The organism is Micromonospora zhanjiangensis (assembly GCF_042650605.1).
Taxonomy (GTDB): domain Bacteria; phylum Actinomycetota; class Actinomycetes; order Mycobacteriales; family Micromonosporaceae; genus Micromonospora_J; species Micromonospora_J zhanjiangensis.
Window position 1 is genome coordinate 51,245 of record NZ_JBHSBN010000005.1, and the last position, 16,274, is coordinate 67,518.

Consider the following 16,274-nt stretch of genomic DNA (forward strand, 5'->3'; position numbering starts at 1 on the left):
CCCGCAGCTCCGGCTGGCCGGGCGGTGCCGCCCGGCCCGTTCATGACACGCCCGAGGCACCCCGGACGGTTGCACCCGGTGGGGTCGTCGGTGGGTTCGGCCGGATAGAGTACGGACCTTCGGCGGAGGGCGACCGGACCGGAACGGACGGGGGACGAGTGAGCGAGTCGCACCCGGTGCGGGCGGGCCACGGTACGCGCGACGGCGACGCGCCCGCCGCGGAACCGACCCGGTCCGACATGGCGTTGGTGGTGGTCACCGGGGTCTCCGGTGGCGGGCGCAGCACGGTGGCCCGGGCGCTGGAGAACGTCGGCTACTACGTGGTGGACAACCTGCCCCAGGCGCTGATGCTGGAAATGGCCGAGCTGGCCTTCGCCGCCGGTGGCGCGACCAAGCACACCGCGATGGTGCTGGACGTGCGCAGCCGGGCGTTCTCCACCGACCTGGCCGGGGCGATCCGGGCCCTCAAGGAGCGCGGCTTCCAGCCCCGGGTGGTCTTCGTGGACGCCGACGACGAGGTGCTGATCCGGCGGTTCGAGAGCGTCCGGCGGTCGCACCCGTTGCAGGGCGACGGCCGGCTCGCCGAGGGGATCGCGATCGAGCGTGGACTGCTGGAGGAGGCCCGCGAGCAGGCCGACGTGATCATCGACACCAGCCACCTCAACGTCAACCAGTTGCGTCGCCGGGTCGAGGAGCTGTTCGGCGGGGAGGACGCCCGCCGGCTGCGGGTCACCGTGCTCTCCTTCGGTTTCAAGTACGGGCTGCCGGCCGACGCGGACTTCGTGCTCGACGCCCGGTTCCTGCCCAATCCGTACTGGGTGCCGGAGTTGCGGGAGCACACCGGCCGCGAGGAGGCGGTCAGCGAGTACGTCCTCGGGCAACATGGCGCGGTGAGCTTCGTCGAGACGTACGCCCGGTTGATCGGCGCGACGGCGCCCGGGTTCGAACGCGAGGGCAAGCGCTACCTGACCGTGGCGGTCGGCTGCACCGGCGGTAAGCACCGCAGCGTGGCCATCGCCGAGGAACTGGCCTCGCGGCTGCGGCTGGCCCGGCTCTCGGCCCACACCCACCACCGGGACCTGGGGCGCGAGTGAACGCCACGAAGGTGGTCGCCTTCGGGGGCGGCCACGGCCTTTCCGCGTCCCTGCGTGCCCTGCGGCACTGCGCGCCGCAGCTCGACCTGGACATCACCGCCGTGGTGACGGTCGGCGACGACGGCGGGTCGAGCGGCCGGTTGCGGGCCGAACGGGACGCCCTGCCGCCGGGCGACCTGCGGCAGGCGCTGGTGGCGCTGGCCGGTGATCATCCGGCCATCCGGCGCAGCGCCGAGCTGTTCCAGCACCGGTTCGCCGACCGCGGTGCCCGGCGGGGCGTACCGGCGGGGCCGGCCGCGTCGGACGGACCGGCGGAGCGGACGGCGGGAGGTCCGCCGGGCCGGGCCGTCGCCGCTGGTGCGGCCGGCGATCCGCTGGCCGGGCACGCGGTGGGCAACCTGGTGCTGCTGGGCCTGATGGAGCAGCTCGGCGACCCGATCGCGGCGCTGGACCACGCCGCCGCCATGCTCGGCGCGGTCGGCCGGGTGTTGCCGATGACCTGCCGCCCGGTCGAGATCGAGGCCCGGGTCCGCGGCGCCGACCCGGCCCGACCGGACGAGGTCGACACGGTACGGGGTCAGCACGCGGTGGCCGTAACCCCGGGCCGGGTCGAGTCGTTGCATCTGACACCGGCCGATCCGCGGGCGTGTGCGGAGGCGGTGATCGCGGTCGCCGAGGCCGACTGGCTGATCTTCGGGCCAGGGAGCTGGTACACCAGCGTGATCCCGCACCTGCTGGTGCCCGACCTGGCCGCCGCGATCGTGTCCAGCCCGGCCCGCCGGTTGGTCACGCTCAACCTTGCGGCGGAGAAGGAGACCCTCGGATTGTCGGTTGCCGATCATCTTGTGGCGCTCGGCGGCTACCTGCCGGAGCTGAAAGTCGACCTGGTTCTCGCCGACGGCAAGGCGGTCGGCGATCCCGAACCGGTCGAACGTGCGGCAGAATCGCTGGGTGCCCGGCTGCTGCTCGCCCCGGTCGCCGTTCCGGACGGCTCGCCGAGGCATGACCCGGTCGCCCTGGGAGCGGCGCTGGTGCCCGTCCTGGGCGCCGATCGTTAAGCACGTACGAATCACCGGCATCCCGCCGGAACCGGCCCGTGAGGTGACGAGACAATGGCGATGACGGCTGCGGTCAAGGACGAGCTGAGCCGGGTCGACGTGCCCAAGCCCTGCTGCCGTCGGGCGGAGATGGCGGCCCTGTTGCGGTTCGCCGGTGGACTGCACATCGTCTCCGGGCGGGTCGTCGTGGAGGCCGAGCTGGACACCGGGGCGGTGGCGCGCCGGCTGCGGCGGGAGATCGCCGAGGTGTACGGCTACTCCAGCGAGATCCACGTGCTCGCCTCCGGCGGACTGCGCAAGGGCAGCCACTACATCGTCCGGGTGGTCAAGGACGGCGAGGCGCTGGCTCGGCAGACCGGCCTGCTGGACGTGCGCGGACGCCCGGTGCGCGGCCTGCCCCCGCACGTGGTGGCGGCCAGCGTCTGCTGCGCGGTGGCGGCCTGGCGGGGCGCCTTCATGGCGCACGGCTCGCTCACCGAACCGGGCCGCTCCAGCGCGCTGGAGATCACCTGCCCCGGTCCCGAGTCGGCGCTGGCCCTGGTCGGGGCGGCCCGCCGGATCGGCATCACCGCCAAGGCCCGCGAGGTGCGCGGGGTGGACCGGGTGGTGGTCAAGGACGGCGACGCGATCGCCGCGCTGCTGACCCGGATCGGTGCGCACTCCAGCGTACTGGCCTGGGAGGAGCGCCGGGTGCGCCGCGAGGTACGGGCGACGGCCAACCGGCTGGCCAACTTCGACGACGCGAACCTGCGCCGGTCGGCCCGCGCGGCGGTGGCCGCGGCCGCCCGGGTCACCCGGGCGCTGGAGATCCTGGCCGACGACGCGCCCAACCATCTCACCTCGGCCGGTCACCTGCGGCTGGAGCACCGGCAGGCCTCGCTGGAGGAGTTGGGGGCGCTGGCCGACCCGCCGTTGACCAAGGACGCCATCGCCGGGCGGATCCGACGGCTCCTCGCACTGGCCGACAAACGGGCCCGTGACCTGGGGATTCCGGACACCGAGGCGGCCGTCACGCCGGACATGCTGGTGGTCTGACGGCCCCGGCCGACAGCCGGGCCGAGGGCGCCCAACCGGGAGTCCGGGGCGGATTGTGCCCCGCAGCAGCGCAGTCCACCGGGCTCCGATAGGGTCGCAGCGTACGGCGACGGTGCCGGGCGCTCGGCTCCCGCGCCGTAGCCCACCGCCTCGGGCGGTCAGGTCTCCGGGCCGCGGCGGGGTGGCCGAGTTGTTGACAGCGGCCGACTCCATTGGTCGGCGCACCACATTCCGTCGGCCATCGGCTGCGGCCGGCGGACCAGAACGCGAGGAGATGGAACCTGTGACCATCCGGGTTGGCATCAACGGCTTCGGCCGGATCGGCCGCAACTTCTTCCGGGCGGTGCTCGCCTCCGGGGCCGACATCGAGGTGGTCGGCGCCAACGACCTCACCGACAACGCCACGCTGGCTCACCTGCTGCGCTACGACAGCATCCTGGGTCGGCTGCCGCAGGAGGTCAAGGCGAGCGCCGGCGAGATCAGCGTCGGCGGCAAGACGCTCAAGGTGTTCAGCGAGAAGGACCCGGCCAAGCTGCCCTGGGGCGACCTGGGCGCGGACGTCGTGATCGAGTCGACCGGCTTCTTCACCGACGGCACCAAGGCCAAGGCGCACGTGGACGGCGGCGCCAAGAAGGTCATCATCTCGGCGCCGGCCAAGAACGACGACTTCACCGTCGTGATGGGGGTCAACGACCACGACTACGACCCGGCCAAGCACACCATCATCTCCAACGCCTCCTGCACCACCAACTGCCTCGCCCCGCTGGCCAAGGTGCTGCACGACACCTTCGGCATCGAGCGTGGCCTGATGACCACGGTGCACGCGTACACCCAGGACCAGAACCTGCAGGACGCCCCGCACAAGGACCTGCGTCGGGCCCGGGCCGCCGCGATCAACGTGGTGCCCACCTCGACCGGTGCGGCCAAGGCGATCGGCCTGGTGCTGCCGGAGCTCAACGGCAAGCTCGACGGGTACGCCCTGCGGGTGCCGGTGCCGACCGGCTCGGCCACCGACCTCACCGTCGACCTGGCCCGCGCGGCCACCGTCGACGAGGTCAACGCGGCGTTCAAGGCCGCGGCGGCGGAGGGCCCGCTGAAGGGCTACCTGACCTACTCCGACGAGCCGATCGTCTCCTCGGACATCGTCACCGACCCGTCCTCCTGCATCTTCGACTCGGGCCTGACCAAGGTCGTCGGCACGCAGGCCAAGGTGGTCGGCTGGTACGACAACGAGTGGGGCTACTCCAACCGCCTCGTCGACCTGGTCAAGCTGGTGGGCTCGTCGCTGTGAGTGCGAGGAGTGAGCTTGCGAGCCCCGCAGTCACGAACGGAAGGTTGGCTCGGTGAGCATCCGTAATCTCGACGACCTGCTCGCCGAGGGGGTGTCAGGTCGGCGCGTGCTGGTGCGCGCCGACCTGAACGTGCCCCTCGACAAGGGCGACGGCCACATCACAGATGATGGCCGGATCCGGGCGGTGCTGCCGACGCTGACCGCCCTGCGCGACGCGGGCGCCCAGCTGGTGGTCTGCTCGCACCTGGGCCGCCCCAAGGGCGAGCCGGACCCGAAGTACAGCCTCGCCCCGGTCGCCGAGCGGCTCGGCGAGCTGCTCGGCTCGCCGGTCGCCTTCGCCGCCGACACGGTCGGCGACGCCGCCCGGCAGGCGGTGGACGGGCTGGCCGACGGGCAGGTCGTCCTGCTGGAGAACCTGCGGTTCAACAAGGGGGAGACCAGCAAGGACGAGGCCGAGCGGGGCGCCTTCGCCGACCAGCTGGCCGGCTTCGCGCAGGCGTACGTGGACGACGCGTTCGGTGCCGTGCACCGCAAGCACGCCAGCGTGTACGACGTACCGGCCCGGTTGCCGCACTACGCGGGCCGGCTGGTGCTGCGCGAGGTGGAGGTGTTGTCCGGGCTCACCGGCGACCCGGAGCGGCCGTACGTGGTGGTGCTCGGCGGGTCGAAGGTCTCCGACAAGCTCGCCGTCATCGAGGCGCTGCTGCCGACCGTCGACCGGCTGCTCATCGGCGGCGGGATGTGCTTCACCTTCCTGAAGGCCCAGGGGCACCCGATCGGCACCTCGCTGCTCGAGGAAGACATGATCGACACCTGCCGTTCGCTGCTGGAGCGCGCGGCCGGCAAGATCGTGCTGCCGGTGGACGTGGTGGCCGCGGCGGCGTTCGCCCCGGACGCGGAGCACGAGACGGTGCACGCCCACTCGATCCCGCGTGACCGGGTCGGGCTGGACGTCGGTCCGCGTACGGTCGCGGAGTTCGCGGCCGAGATCGGCACCGCCCGGACCATCTTCTGGAACGGCCCGATGGGGGTCTTCGAGATGCCGGCGTTCGCCCACGGCACCCGCGGGGTGGCCGAGGCGATCGCCGAGGTGAAGGGCTTCACCGTGGTCGGCGGCGGGGACTCGGCGGCGGCCGTGCGCGCGCTGGGCCTGGACGAGAACGCGTTCGACCACATCTCCACCGGCGGGGGAGCCTCGCTGGAATACCTCGAGGGCAAGACCCTCCCCGGCATCGCAGCCTTGGAGCAGTAGCGGTGAGCGCGAGGAGTGAGCCGGTCCTGCGAGCCCCGCAGTCGCGAACGAAGGACGAATGATGGCAACCGCCACCCGCCGACCCCTGATGGCCGGCAACTGGAAGATGAACCTCAACCACCTCGAGGCCATCGCCCTGGTGCAGAAGCTCGCGTTCAGCCTGAACGAGAAGCAGCTCACCGACGTGGAGACGGTGGTGCTGCCGCCGTTCACCGACCTGCGCAGCGTGCAGACCCTGGTGGACGGGGACAAGCTGCTGATCGGCTACGGCGCGCAGGACCTGTCGCCGTTCCAGTCCGGCGCGTACACCGGGGAGATCTCCGGCGCGCAGTTGGCCAAGCTGGGCTGCCAGTACGTCGTGGTCGGCCACTCCGAGCGGCGGGCCTACCACTACGAGGACGACGCGCTGGTCAACGCCAAGGTGGCGGCGGCGCTGGTGAACGGGTTGACCCCGATTCTCTGCGTGGGCGAGGGACTGGAGGTCCGTGAGGAGCTGCGGCACGTGCCGCACTGCTGCGGGCAGCTCGACGCGGCGTTGCAGGGCCTCAAGCCGGAGCAGGTGGCCGGGCTGGTCATCGCGTACGAGCCGATCTGGGCGATCGGCACCGGCAAGACCGCTACCCCGGAGAACGCCCAGGAGGTCTGCGGCGCGGTCCGCGAGCGGGTGGCCGAGACGTTCGGCAAGGAGACGGCCGACCAGGTCCGGATCCTGTACGGCGGCTCGGTGAAGGCCGCCAACATCGCCGGGATCATGGCCCAGCCGGACGTGGACGGGGCCCTGGTCGGCGGCGCGAGCCTGGACGCCGAGGAGTTCGTGCAGATCTGCCGGTTCCCGGAACACATCAGCCGCTGATCGCTCGCTATCCTTGACGAGCCCGCCCGCCGGTCGGTGCCACCGCGTCTGGCGACAGGCCGGGCGAGGACCGCAACGAGAGGACTGACCCGACCATGCCCATGTGGTTCGCCTACACGATGATCGCCCTGCTGATCATCACGAGCGTGCTGCTCACCCTGCTGATCCTGCTGCACCGTGGCAAGGGCGGCGGCCTGTCGAGCATGTTCGGCGGTGGGGTCAGCTCCAGCCTCGCCGGTTCCTCGGTGGCGGAGAAGAACCTCGACCGCTACACCGTTCTGGTGGGAATCGTGTGGTTCGCCTGCATCGTCGGGCTGGGCCTGTGGCTCAAACTCGCGATGAAGTCACCCGCGTGACAAACGCTCGTTAGTCGTACAATCTGCGCGCGGCCCGTTTTCGGGCCGCGCGCAGTTTCTTTTCGCACCATCGCGTCGCACCGCCGCAATTCGGGCGGTGACCCCTCTCGACGACAGGAGCGAACAGCCGTGCGTGGCAACGCCATCCGGGGCACCAGAGTCGGTGCCGGTCCGATGCGGCCGGTCGAGCGGGGCGAGCCGGCGCCCCGTCGTACGGTCACCTACTGGTGCGCCGCCGGCCACCGGACCGAGGTCCAACTGGCCGCCGAGGCGGCCCCGCCGGCCGAGTGGGACTGCCCGCACTGCGGGCAACCGGCCGGCCAGGACGCCGAGCACCCGCCGGGCCGGGCTCGCGCCGAGCCGTACAAGTCGCATCTGGCCTACGTGAAGGAGCGGCGCAGCGAGGCCGAGGGCGAGGCGATCCTGGCCGAGGCCCTCGCGGCGCTGCGCCGGCGGCGCAGCGAGCGCTGACCCGCCCACGACTGACGGCCCGGTCGACCCGGTCGGCCCGGTGGATGGTTCCCGGGCGGCCCGGCCGGGGCGGACACGATTTCGGCCCCACACCGAAAATGTAGTGGCTACTACATCGATGATGTGGGGCCGAAATCGACACCCGTCGCCGAGCGACATTCGAGATCAAACTGATCGACGTCACGAATCAGCGGAGGCTGCGGAAGGTGGATTTCACCTCCGCCGCCGCCGCGCGGTCCAACTGCCAGATGGTGCGGCCCACCCCGTGTACGCCCGCCGCCGGCACCTGCACCGGTCCGGCACCGGACAACGCGACGCCGACCGCCCGTGCCTTGTCCGGCCCGGCGGCCACCAGCCAGACCTCCTCGGCCGTGTTGATCGCTGGCCGGGTCAGGGTCAACCGCACCGGTGGCGGTTTCGGGCTGCCGCGTACCGCGCTCACCGGTCGGGTCTCGTAGCCGACCGGATGCTCGGGGAAGATCGAGGCCACGTGTCCGTCCTCGCCGACCCCGAGCATCAACACGTCGAAGTGCGGCAGGGTCGCCGTACCGGGCCGGGCCGCGGCGGCCAGGGCGGCGGCGTACGCGGCCGCTGCCGCCTCCGGATCGTCACCGGTGTCCGGGGCGTCCGACGGCGGCATCGGGTGGATCCGGGCCGGGTCGAGCGGCAGCGAGTCCAGCAGCGCCTCCCGGGCCTGGGTCTCGTTGCGGTCCGGATGCCCGGCCGGCAGGAACCGCTCGTCGCCCCACCAGACGTCGACCCGGGACCAGTCGACGGCGTCCCGGGCCGGCAGGGCGCCCACCGCCCGGTGGGCGGCCGCGGCGATCCGGCCGCCGGTCAGCACGATGTCGGCGTGCCCCCGCTCGGCCTGGGCGTCGATGATCTTCACGACCAGCCGGGCGGCGACGGCCTGGGCCAACAGCTCACTGTCGGCGTGGACGACGACGCTGGCCTCGCTCACGACGCGGAACCCCCGCCGGCCCAGTACGCCTGCCCGCCGGCTGCCGGGGCGGCGGAGCCGCCGCCCGGACCGGTCGCGCCGCTGGTCGGCGTCGAACCCGTTGCCGGGGTCGAGCCGGTCCGCTCCGCCGAACCGGTCTGCGTCGCGGCGGCGGTCGCCGGAGCGGTCGCCGCCGCATCGGCCGACGCGGAGTCCTCGGGCGTCGGGCCGGGTCCGGTGGGACCGGCGTGCGCGGTCACCCCGGCCTCCGCCCGGTGGGCGGTCGCCGGATCCTTCCAGACGTGCACCCGCTGAGCCGGCCGGGAATCCAGTCCCTTGACCCCCGTCTCGGCGCAGAGCGCCTCGGCGTACACCTGGTCGGCGTCCAGCCGGCGCAGTTCCTCGGCCAACTCCTCGCCGACCGGCCGGCGCACCAGGGGCAGTTCCCGGTCCTGCTGCCCGGTCCGGCGGAACAGCGCCATGCTGTCCTGCCGCTGCAGCAACAGCTCGTCGCCGTTGGCGCAGTGCAGCTCCACCGACCGCATCCGGGGGAACTCGTCGGTGTGCTTCCGGTCGACGTCGATCCCCAGCCGGGCCTTCAGCCAACCCGACATCAGGGCGGCGGTCGGGTCGGTACGCGGTGCCACCACGGTGGCGCCGGTGATCCGGGCCGCGGTGGTGTCGAAGGCCCCGGCGACCAGGGTCCGCCACGGGGTGATCCGGGTCCAGGCCAGGTCGGTGTCACCGGGGGCGTAGTCCACGGCCCGCTGGTGCAGCGCCTTGATCGGGTCGGCGGACAGCGCCACGTCGGTGATCCGGCGGTCGGCCACCACACCGAGGAAGTCGTTGGCGATCTGCTCCGGCGGCTCGTCGTACCACCAGGTCACCACCGGCACGTCCGGCACCAGCAGCGGCATCACCACCGACTCGGCGTGCAGGGCCAGCCGGCCATACATCCGGGTCACCACCGCCTCGCACGGACCGAGCCGGCCACCGACCACGATCTCGGCGTCCAGCCGGTTGCGGTCCCGTTCCACGTCCGAGCGGACCACCACCAGCAGCCGGCACGGGTGCGCCGCCGCGGCGATGGTCGCGGCGGCCTCGGCCTCCCGGACCCGCTTCTCGTCCACCACCACGATCAGGGTGAGCGCCATGCCGCTCGCCACCCCGCCGGCGCTGCGCCGCTCGGCCGCCAGCGCCTTGACCACCTCGTTCCCCGTGGTGTCCCACAACCCGATCACTGTGCCCACCTTCCGTTCGCGACTGCGGGGCTCGCAAGCTCACTCCTCGCGCTCACAGCGCCCACCCTTCGTTCGCGACTGCGGGGCTCGCAAGCTCACTCCTCGCGCTCACGCACGCCTCCAGGACCGGCCGTCGCGGGCCAGCATCTCGTCGGCCGCCCGTGGTCCCCACTCGCCGGCCCGGTAGGGCTCCGGTTCGGTGCCCGCCCAGGCAGCCTCCAGCGGGTCGACGACGTGCCAGCTCTGCTCGACCTCGGCCGCGTCCGGGAACAGGGTCCGGTCGCCGATCAGCACGTCCAGCACCAGCCGCTCGTACGCCTCCGGGCTGGACTCGGTGAACGCCTCGCCGTACTGGAAGTCCATCGCGATGTCGCGGACCTCCATGGTGCTGCCGGGCACCTTGGAGCCGAACTTCAGCACCACGCCCTCGTCCGGTTGCACCCGGATGACCAACTGGTTGTTGCCGAGCATCTCCATGTCGGCGGCGTTGAACGGCAGGTGCGGCGCCTTCTTGAACATGATGGCCACCTCGGTGACCCGCCGCGGCAGCCGCTTGCCGGCCCGGATGTAGAACGGCACCTCGGCCCAGCGGCGGTTCTGGATGTTCAGCTTCACCGCCACGTACGTCTCGGTGGTGGAGTCCGGCGGTACGCCCTTCTCGTCCTTGTAGCCGACCGCCCGCTCGCCGGCCACCCAGCCCGGCAGGTACTGCCCGCGTACGGTGTCGCGGAGCGGGTCGGCGGGCAACTTGATGGCCCGCAGCACCTTGAGCTTCTCGGCCCGGATCTCCCGCGCGTCGAAGCTGGTCGGCTCCTCCATCGCCACCAGGGCGAGCAGTTGCAGCAGGTGGTTCTGCAGCACGTCGCGGGCCGCGCCGGCGGAGTCGTAGAAACCGGCCCGGGAGCCGATCCCGACGTCCTCGGCCATGGTGATCTGTACGGAGTCGACGTACTTGGAATTCCACAGCGGCTCGAACAGGTTGTTGGCGAACCGCAGGGCGAGGATGTTCTGGACGGTCTCCTTGCCCAGATAGTGGTCGATCCGGAAGACGTCGTCCCGGGTGAACACGTCGTCGACCAGGTCGTTGAGTTCCTTGGCCGACGGCAGGTCGTTGCCGAACGGCTTCTCCACCACCACCCGGCGCCAGCCGCCGCACCGCTCGTTGTCGGCCATCCCGGTGCGGGCCAACTGCTTGAGCACCACCGGGAAGGCCGCCGGCGGGATGGAGAAGTAGAAGGCGGCGTTGCCGGCGATGCCGTGGCTCTCCCGCAGGTCGTCCAGCGTCTGGGCGAGGCGGTCGAACGCGGCGTCGTCGTCGAACGACCCGCCGACGAACTTGATGTTGCCGGCCAGCCGGGCCCACACCTCGTCCCGCCACGGGGTCCGGGCGTGCTTGCGGGCCGCCTCCCGGGCCAGCGACTCGAAGTCGCCGTGCCCCCAGTCCCGGCGGGCGAACCCCAGGACCACGAAACCGGGTGGCAGCAGCCCCCGGTTGGCCAGGTCGTAGACGGCGGGCAGTAGTTTTTTCTGGGCGAGGTCGCCGGTCACCCCGAAGATGACCAGAGCACACGGCTCCGGGATCCTCGGCAACCGACGGTCCTGCGGATCGCGCAGCGGATTCACCGCGCCCTCCTTCTCGGTCGTCCCCTGGCTCATCCCTCAGCCCGCAGGCTACGCGCCGCGTCGAGCAGTTGCGCCACCCCGGCCGCGCGGTCGGTCAGGTGCAACCGCAGCAGCGGACGGCCGCGCCCGGCCAGCGCCTCGCGGTCACCGGCGGCCTGCGCCGCCTGCAACTCGCCGAAGCTGTACGGCTTGCCGGGCACCGGCAGGTCGTCACTGACCGCGCCGGTGATCTGGAGGAACGAGCCGAGTTGCGGACCACCCTTGTGGTACTGCCCGGTCGAGTGCAGGAACCGTGGCCCCCAACCGAAGGTGACCGGCCTGCCGCCGGCCGCCGCCAGCAGTTGCCGCAGCTCGGCCACCGGCGCGTCGGCAAACCGGTCCAGGTAGGCCATCACCGCGAGGTAGCCGCCGTCGGGCAGCTCGTCGAGCAGCCGGCGCAGCGCGCCGGTCAGGTCGTCGCCGGGCGTACCGGTGGGGGTGTAGCCCTCGACCGCGCCCTGGGTGAACGCCGGGGTCTCGTCGGGCAGTCCGGCGGACAGGATCCGGTTGGTGTTCTCCTTGGACTCGGTGACGTTCGGCTGGTTGAACGGGTCGATGCCGAGCACCCGGCCGGCGACCGCCGTGGCGTACTCCCAGGCCAGGAACTGGGCGCCGAGCGGGCCGTTGACGGCCACGTCCGGACCCGGTCCGTCGCCCGGTACGGTCGCCGGCGGCTTCGCGCCGCCGTAGCTGACCGTCAGCACGTCGGGGCCGTGGGCGCCCGGGGCGTCCGGGGCCTCGACCACGACGGGCAGGATGCCGAGGCCGTCCTTGCCGGTCGACTCGGCGATCAGCTGCTCGGCCCAGTCGCCGAGCCCCTCGATGCCGGTGCCGTCGGAGACCAGGGCGACCTTGTCCCGGTTCGTCGTGGCGGCGGTGCCCAGGGCCGCGCCGAGGGCCAGGCCGGGGTTGTCCTTCTCGCCGGCCAGGGCCTGCGCCAGTTCCTCGGCCTCGTCCAGCAGGTCGGCCACCTCGACGCCGACCAGCGCGGTCGGCACCAGGCCGAACGCGGTCAGCGCCGAATACCGGCCGCCGACGTCCGGGTCGGCGAGCACCACGAAGGCGCCCATCTCGGCGGCGGTGTTCTCCAGCGGCGAGCCGGGGTCGGTGACGATGACGAAGTGCCGGCCGGCCTCGGCCTCGGTCAGGCCGGCGTCCAGGAACGCCTGCCAGTAGGCCCGCCGGTGGCTGTCGGTCTCCACCGTGGAGCCGGACTTGCTGGAGACCACCACGACGGTGCGCTCCAGCCGGTCACCGAGGGCGGCCCGGACCTGGCCCGGATCGGTGGTGTCCAGCACGGTCAGCGACCTGCCCAGGGTACGGGCGATCACCTCGGGCGCCAGCGACGAGCCACCCATCCCGGCGAGCACCACGTGGTCGAGGTCGCCCAGCTCGGCCTTGAGTTCGGCGAGTTGGGGGAGCAGTTCCCGGCTGCGCCGGTAGGTGTCCACCCAGCCGAGCCGGATCTTCGCCTCGTCCTCGGCCTCCGGCCCCCACAGGGTGGGGTCCTTGGCCATCAGCTTGCGCGGGACGTCCTCGGCGACCAGCGCCGCACGGGTGGACGCGGGGGCGGACCTGTCGACCGTCTCCGCGCCGGACACGGCCAGGCCGGCCGCGGCGTCCGTGAAGGACCGCACTGCGTCGCTCACGCATTTCCTCCCGCCTGCTGGGCGACCTCGGCGTTCGCGCCGGCGGCCTGGTTGGGCTTGCCGGAACCCTTGGCGGCGGCGGTCAGCGACTTGGCCACCCCTTCGAGCAGTTCCTTCCAGCTCACCTCGAACTTCTCCACGCCCTCGCGCTCCAGCGTGGCGATCACGTCGGCGAAGTCGACGCCGGCCGCGATGATGTCGTCCAGGGTCTTGCGGGCCTCGTCGTACGAGCCGGTGATGGTGTCGCCGGGCACCTCGCCGTGGTCGGCGAAGGCGTCGATGACCGCCTCCGGCATGGTGTTGACGGTGCCGGGGGCGATCAGTTCCTCGACGTAGATCACGTCCCGGTAGTCCGGGTTCTTGGTGGAGGTGGACGCCCACAGCGGCCGCTGCGGGTGCGCACCGGCGTCGGCCAGCGCCTTCCACCGGTCGCCGGCGAAGACCTTCTCGTAGCGCTCGTACGCCAGTCGGGCGTTGGCGACGGCGGCGCGTCCCTTGAGTCCCAGCGCGCGCTCTTTAGCGGAACTGTCCGCGGCCTCGCCGGCTATCCGATCCAATCGCTTGTCGACCTCGGTGTCGACCCGGGAGACGAAGAACGACGCCACCGAGGCGATCTTGGACAGGTCGTGGCCGTTCGCCTTCGCCTGTTCCAGTCCAGCCAGGAACGCGTCCATCACCTGCGAGTAGCGGTCCAGCCCGAAGATCAGCGTGACGTTGACACTGATCCCCTCGGCGAGCGTCGCGGTGATCGCCGGCAGGCCGGCCTCGGTGGCCGGGATCTTGATGAACAGGTTCGGCCGGTCCACCAGCCACCACAGCGACTTGGCCTCGGCCGCGGTCTTCTCGGCGTCGTGCGCCAGTCGCGGGTCGACCTCGATCGAGACCCGGCCGTCCACGCCGTCCGACGCGTCGTACGCGGGGCGCATCACGTCACAGGCCCACCGCACGTCGTAGGTGGTGGTCATCCGGACCGCCTCCTCGACGCCCAGACCGCGTACGGCGTGGTCGCGCAACTGCCAGTTGTACTCGTCGGCGTCGCTCAGCGCCTTGGCGAAGATGGTCGGGTTGGTGGTCACCCCGACCAGGTGCTTCTCCCGGCGCAGCTGGTCCAGCCCGCCGGAACTGAGTCGTACCCGGGAGAGGTCGTCGAGCCAGACCGCCACGCCGGCGGCCGTGAGTTCGCCCAATCTGTCCGTCATCGTGTAGACCTCGTTCCTCAGTTGCCGGTGGTGTTGCCGGTGATGGTGCCGACCCGGGTGAGCGAGGCGTGCGCCGCCGCCACCACCCGGTCGGGCGTGAAGCCGAACTGCTCGAACAGCACGGTGTGCGGGGCGCTGGCGCCGTAGTGCTCCAGGCTCACCGCCTCGCCGCAGTCGCCGATCAGGTCGTGCCAGGACATCGCGATCGCGGCCTCGACGCTGACCCGGGCCTTGACCCCACGCGGCAGCACCGTCTCGCGGTACGCCTCGTCCTGCGCCCGGAACCACTCCTGACAGGGCATCGAGACGACCCGGGTCGGTGTGCCCTCGGCCTCCAGCCGCTCCCGCGCGGTCAGGCAGAGCTGCACCTCGGAACCGGTGCCGATGAGGATCACCCGCGGCTGTCCGCCGGAGGCCTCGGCCAGCACGTAGCCGCCCTTGGCCACCCCGTCGGCCGGGGCGTACTGGTCCCGGTCGACGGTCGGCAGCGGCTGCCGGCTCAGTGCCAGCGCGGTCGGCCGGTCGGTGTGCTCCAGCGCCAGCCGCCACGCCCAGGCGGTCTCGTTGGCGTCGGCCGGCCGGACCACGTCCAGGCCGGGGATGGCGCGCAGCGCCGACAGGTGCTCGATCGGCTGGTGGGTCGGGCCGTCCTCGCCCAGCCCGATCGAGTCGTGCGTCCAGACGTACGTCACCGGCAGCTTCATCAGCGCGGCCAGCCGGACCGACGGGCGCATGTAGTCGCTGAAGACCAGGAACGTGCCGCCGTAGACCCGGGTACCGCCGTGCAGCGCGATGCCGTTCATGGTGGCGCCCATGGCGTGCTCGCGGATGCCGAAGTGCAGGGTGCGGCCGTACTCGTTGCCGGGGAAGTCCTTGGTGGCGTGGTCGCTCGGGACGAACGACGGCTCGCCCTTCATGGTGGTGTTGTTGCTCTCGGCCAGGTCGGCCGAGCCGCCCCACAGCTCCGGCAGCACCGGGGCGAGCGCCTCCAGCACCTTGCCGGACGCGGCCCGGGTGGCGACCCCCTTGGGGTCCGCCGGGAAGGTGGGCAGCGCGTCGGTCCAGCCGGTCGGCAGCGTACGGGTCCGCATCCGGTCGTACAGCGCCTTGCGCTCCGGATCGGCCTTGGCCCACTTCTCGTACGCGGAGTCCCACTCCGCGTGCGCGGCGCGGCCCCGCTCGGCGACCTGCCGGGCGTGCGCCAGCACCTCGTCGTCGACCTGGAAGGTGCGGGTCGGATCGAAGCCGAGCAGCTCCTTGGTGGCCGCCACCTCGTCGGCGCCCAGGGCCGAGCCGTGCGACTTGCCGGTGTTCTGCTTGTTCGGCGCGGGCCAGGCGATGATGGTGCGCAGCGCGATGAACGACGGGCGGCCGGTCTCCGCCTTGGCCGCCTGCAGCGCCCGGTAGAGGGCCTCCACGTCCTCGTGGTAGTCGCCCTGGTCGGCGTCGCCGGTGCGCCAGTCGACGGTCTGCACGTGCCAGCCGTACGCGGCGTAGCGGGCCGCCACGTCCTCGCTCTTGGCGATCCGGGTGTCGTCCTCGATGGAGATCTCGTTGTCGTCGTAGATCAGCGTCAGGTTGCCCAGCCGCTGGTGCGCCGCGAGCGAGCTGGCCTCGTGGCTGATGCCCTCCTCGATGTCACCGTCGGAGGCGATGCACCAGATGTTGTGGTCGAAGACCGACCGACCCACGGCCGGGTCCGGGTCGAACAGGCCGCGCTCGCGGCGGGCCGCCATCGCCATCCCGACCGCGTTGCCGATGCCCTGGCCGAGTGGACCGGTGGTGGTCTCGACCCCGGCGGTGTGGCCGTGCTCCGGGTGACCCGGGGTCAGCGATCCCCACTGCCGCAGCGCCTGCAGGTCGGACAGCTCCAGCCCGTACCCGGAGAGGTAGAGCTGGATGTAGAGGGTGAGGCTGGAGTGACCGGCGGAGAGCACGAACCGGTCCCGGCCGGCCCAGTCCGGGTCGGTCGGATCGTGCCGCATGATGCGGTTGAAAAGCAGGTACGCCGCGGGCGCGAGGCTCATCGCGGTGCCCGGGTGGCCGTTGCCGGATTTCTCCACGGCGTCCATGGCCAGCACCCGGACGGTGTCTACGGCCCGGCCGTCGAGGTCGGACCAGTTGAGCGGATCGTGCGTGGATTTGTTTTCAGCCACGATGGTGTGCTCCTCGG

13 protein-coding genes and 1 pseudogene are annotated in these 16,274 nt (G+C 72.1%); 8 read left to right on the forward strand and 6 right to left on the reverse strand.

The features are described 5' to 3' along the window. Positions 1–239: 239 nt before the first annotated feature. The 8 genes from rapZ to ACFOX0_RS09515 all read left to right on the forward strand — a co-directional run bounded on the left by rapZ (position 240) and on the right by ACFOX0_RS09515 (position 7,410). A complete protein-coding gene (rapZ, locus tag ACFOX0_RS09480) occupies positions 240–1,094 on the forward strand; it encodes an RNase adapter RapZ (protein WP_377544223.1) in 855 nt (284 codons plus the stop codon). Beyond that, positions 1,091–2,152, forward strand: coding sequence for a gluconeogenesis factor YvcK family protein (locus tag ACFOX0_RS09485; RefSeq protein WP_377543681.1), 1,062 nt, complete (start codon positions 1,091–1,093; stop codon positions 2,150–2,152). The genes rapZ and ACFOX0_RS09485 overlap by 4 nt, the downstream gene beginning before the upstream one ends. A 54-nt stretch (positions 2,153–2,206) precedes the next feature. After that, positions 2,207–3,187 (forward strand): DNA-binding protein WhiA, encoded by a 981-nt coding sequence (whiA, locus tag ACFOX0_RS09490; RefSeq protein WP_377543683.1) that lies wholly within the window; start codon positions 2,207–2,209, stop codon positions 3,185–3,187. A gap of 283 nt (positions 3,188–3,470) precedes the next feature. Continuing rightward, on the forward strand, positions 3,471–4,478 hold the full coding sequence (gap, locus tag ACFOX0_RS09495; RefSeq protein WP_377543686.1) for a type I glyceraldehyde-3-phosphate dehydrogenase: 1,008 nt from the start codon (positions 3,471–3,473) through the stop codon (positions 4,476–4,478). 52 nt (positions 4,479–4,530) lie between these two features. Beyond that, positions 4,531–5,730: a phosphoglycerate kinase gene (locus tag ACFOX0_RS09500; RefSeq protein ID WP_377543688.1), complete on the forward strand. Its 1,200-nt coding sequence runs from the start codon at positions 4,531–4,533 to the stop codon at positions 5,728–5,730. Positions 5,731–5,791: 61 nt separating this feature from the next. Beyond that, on the forward strand, positions 5,792–6,583 hold the full coding sequence (gene tpiA / locus ACFOX0_RS09505) for a triose-phosphate isomerase (RefSeq protein ID WP_377543690.1): 792 nt from the start codon (positions 5,792–5,794) through the stop codon (positions 6,581–6,583). A gap of 95 nt (positions 6,584–6,678) precedes the next feature. After that, the gene (secG, locus tag ACFOX0_RS09510; protein ID WP_377543692.1) at positions 6,679–6,939 is read left to right on the forward strand and encodes a preprotein translocase subunit SecG; all 261 of its coding nucleotides are present in this window, start codon (positions 6,679–6,681) and stop codon (positions 6,937–6,939) included. Positions 6,940–7,068: 129 nt separating this feature from the next. Further along, complete coding sequence (locus ACFOX0_RS09515; RefSeq protein ID WP_377543695.1) at positions 7,069–7,410, forward strand: RNA polymerase-binding protein RbpA; 342 nt, start codon at positions 7,069–7,071, stop codon at positions 7,408–7,410. A 187-nt stretch (positions 7,411–7,597) separates the two neighbouring features. Here the strand turns inward: ACFOX0_RS09515 and pgl are convergent, their stop codons facing one another. The 6 genes and pseudogenes from pgl to tkt all read right to left on the reverse strand — a co-directional run bounded on the left by pgl (position 7,598) and on the right by tkt (position 16,173). Beyond that, positions 7,598–8,371 carry a 6-phosphogluconolactonase gene (gene pgl / locus ACFOX0_RS09520; protein ID WP_377543697.1) on the reverse strand — a complete coding sequence of 258 codons (774 nt, stop codon included), beginning with the start codon at positions 8,369–8,371 and terminating at the stop codon, positions 7,598–7,600. A 221-nt stretch (positions 8,372–8,592) separates the two neighbouring features. After that, positions 8,593–9,591 (reverse strand): annotated as a pseudogene (locus tag ACFOX0_RS09525) (glucose-6-phosphate dehydrogenase assembly protein OpcA); the annotation flags it as partial. 108 nt (positions 9,592–9,699) lie between these two features. After that, positions 9,700–11,247, reverse strand: coding sequence for a glucose-6-phosphate dehydrogenase (zwf, locus tag ACFOX0_RS09530; protein WP_377543699.1), 1,548 nt, complete (start codon positions 11,245–11,247; stop codon positions 9,700–9,702). Continuing rightward, a complete protein-coding gene (locus ACFOX0_RS09535) occupies positions 11,244–12,902 on the reverse strand; it encodes a glucose-6-phosphate isomerase (RefSeq protein WP_377543701.1) in 1,659 nt (552 codons plus the stop codon). The genes zwf and ACFOX0_RS09535 overlap by 4 nt, the downstream gene beginning before the upstream one ends. Next, positions 12,899–14,101 carry a transaldolase gene (tal, locus tag ACFOX0_RS09540; RefSeq protein ID WP_377543703.1) on the reverse strand — a complete coding sequence of 401 codons (1,203 nt, stop codon included), beginning with the start codon at positions 14,099–14,101 and terminating at the stop codon, positions 12,899–12,901. Before tal ends, ACFOX0_RS09535 begins: the two co-directional genes overlap by 4 nt. 17 nt (positions 14,102–14,118) lie before the next feature. Then, complete coding sequence (gene tkt, locus ACFOX0_RS09545) at positions 14,119–16,173, reverse strand: transketolase (protein WP_377544225.1); 2,055 nt, start codon at positions 16,171–16,173, stop codon at positions 14,119–14,121. Positions 16,174–16,274: the final 101 nt, after the last annotated feature.

What these genes read in the sequence shown, in the direction of transcription:
- secG (WP_377543692.1), top strand. Translation starts at nt 6,679, where the DNA reads ATGCCCATGTGGTTCGCCTACACGATGATCGCCCTGCTGATCATCACG.
- tpiA (WP_377543690.1), top strand. Translation starts at nt 5,792, where the DNA reads ATGGCAACCGCCACCCGCCGACCCCTGATGGCCGGCAACTGGAAGATG.
- whiA (WP_377543683.1), top strand. Translation starts at nt 2,207, where the DNA reads ATGGCGATGACGGCTGCGGTCAAGGACGAGCTGAGCCGGGTCGACGTG.
- tal (WP_377543703.1), bottom strand. Translation starts at nt 14,101, where the DNA reads ATGACGGACAGATTGGGCGAACTCACGGCCGCCGGCGTGGCGGTCTGG.
- rapZ (WP_377544223.1), top strand. Translation starts at nt 240, where the DNA reads ATGGCGTTGGTGGTGGTCACCGGGGTCTCCGGTGGCGGGCGCAGCACG.
- tkt (WP_377544225.1), bottom strand. Translation starts at nt 16,173, where the DNA reads ATGGACGCCGTGGAGAAATCCGGCAACGGCCACCCGGGCACCGCGATG.
- zwf (WP_377543699.1), bottom strand. Translation starts at nt 11,247, where the DNA reads ATGAGCCAGGGGACGACCGAGAAGGAGGGCGCGGTGAATCCGCTGCGC.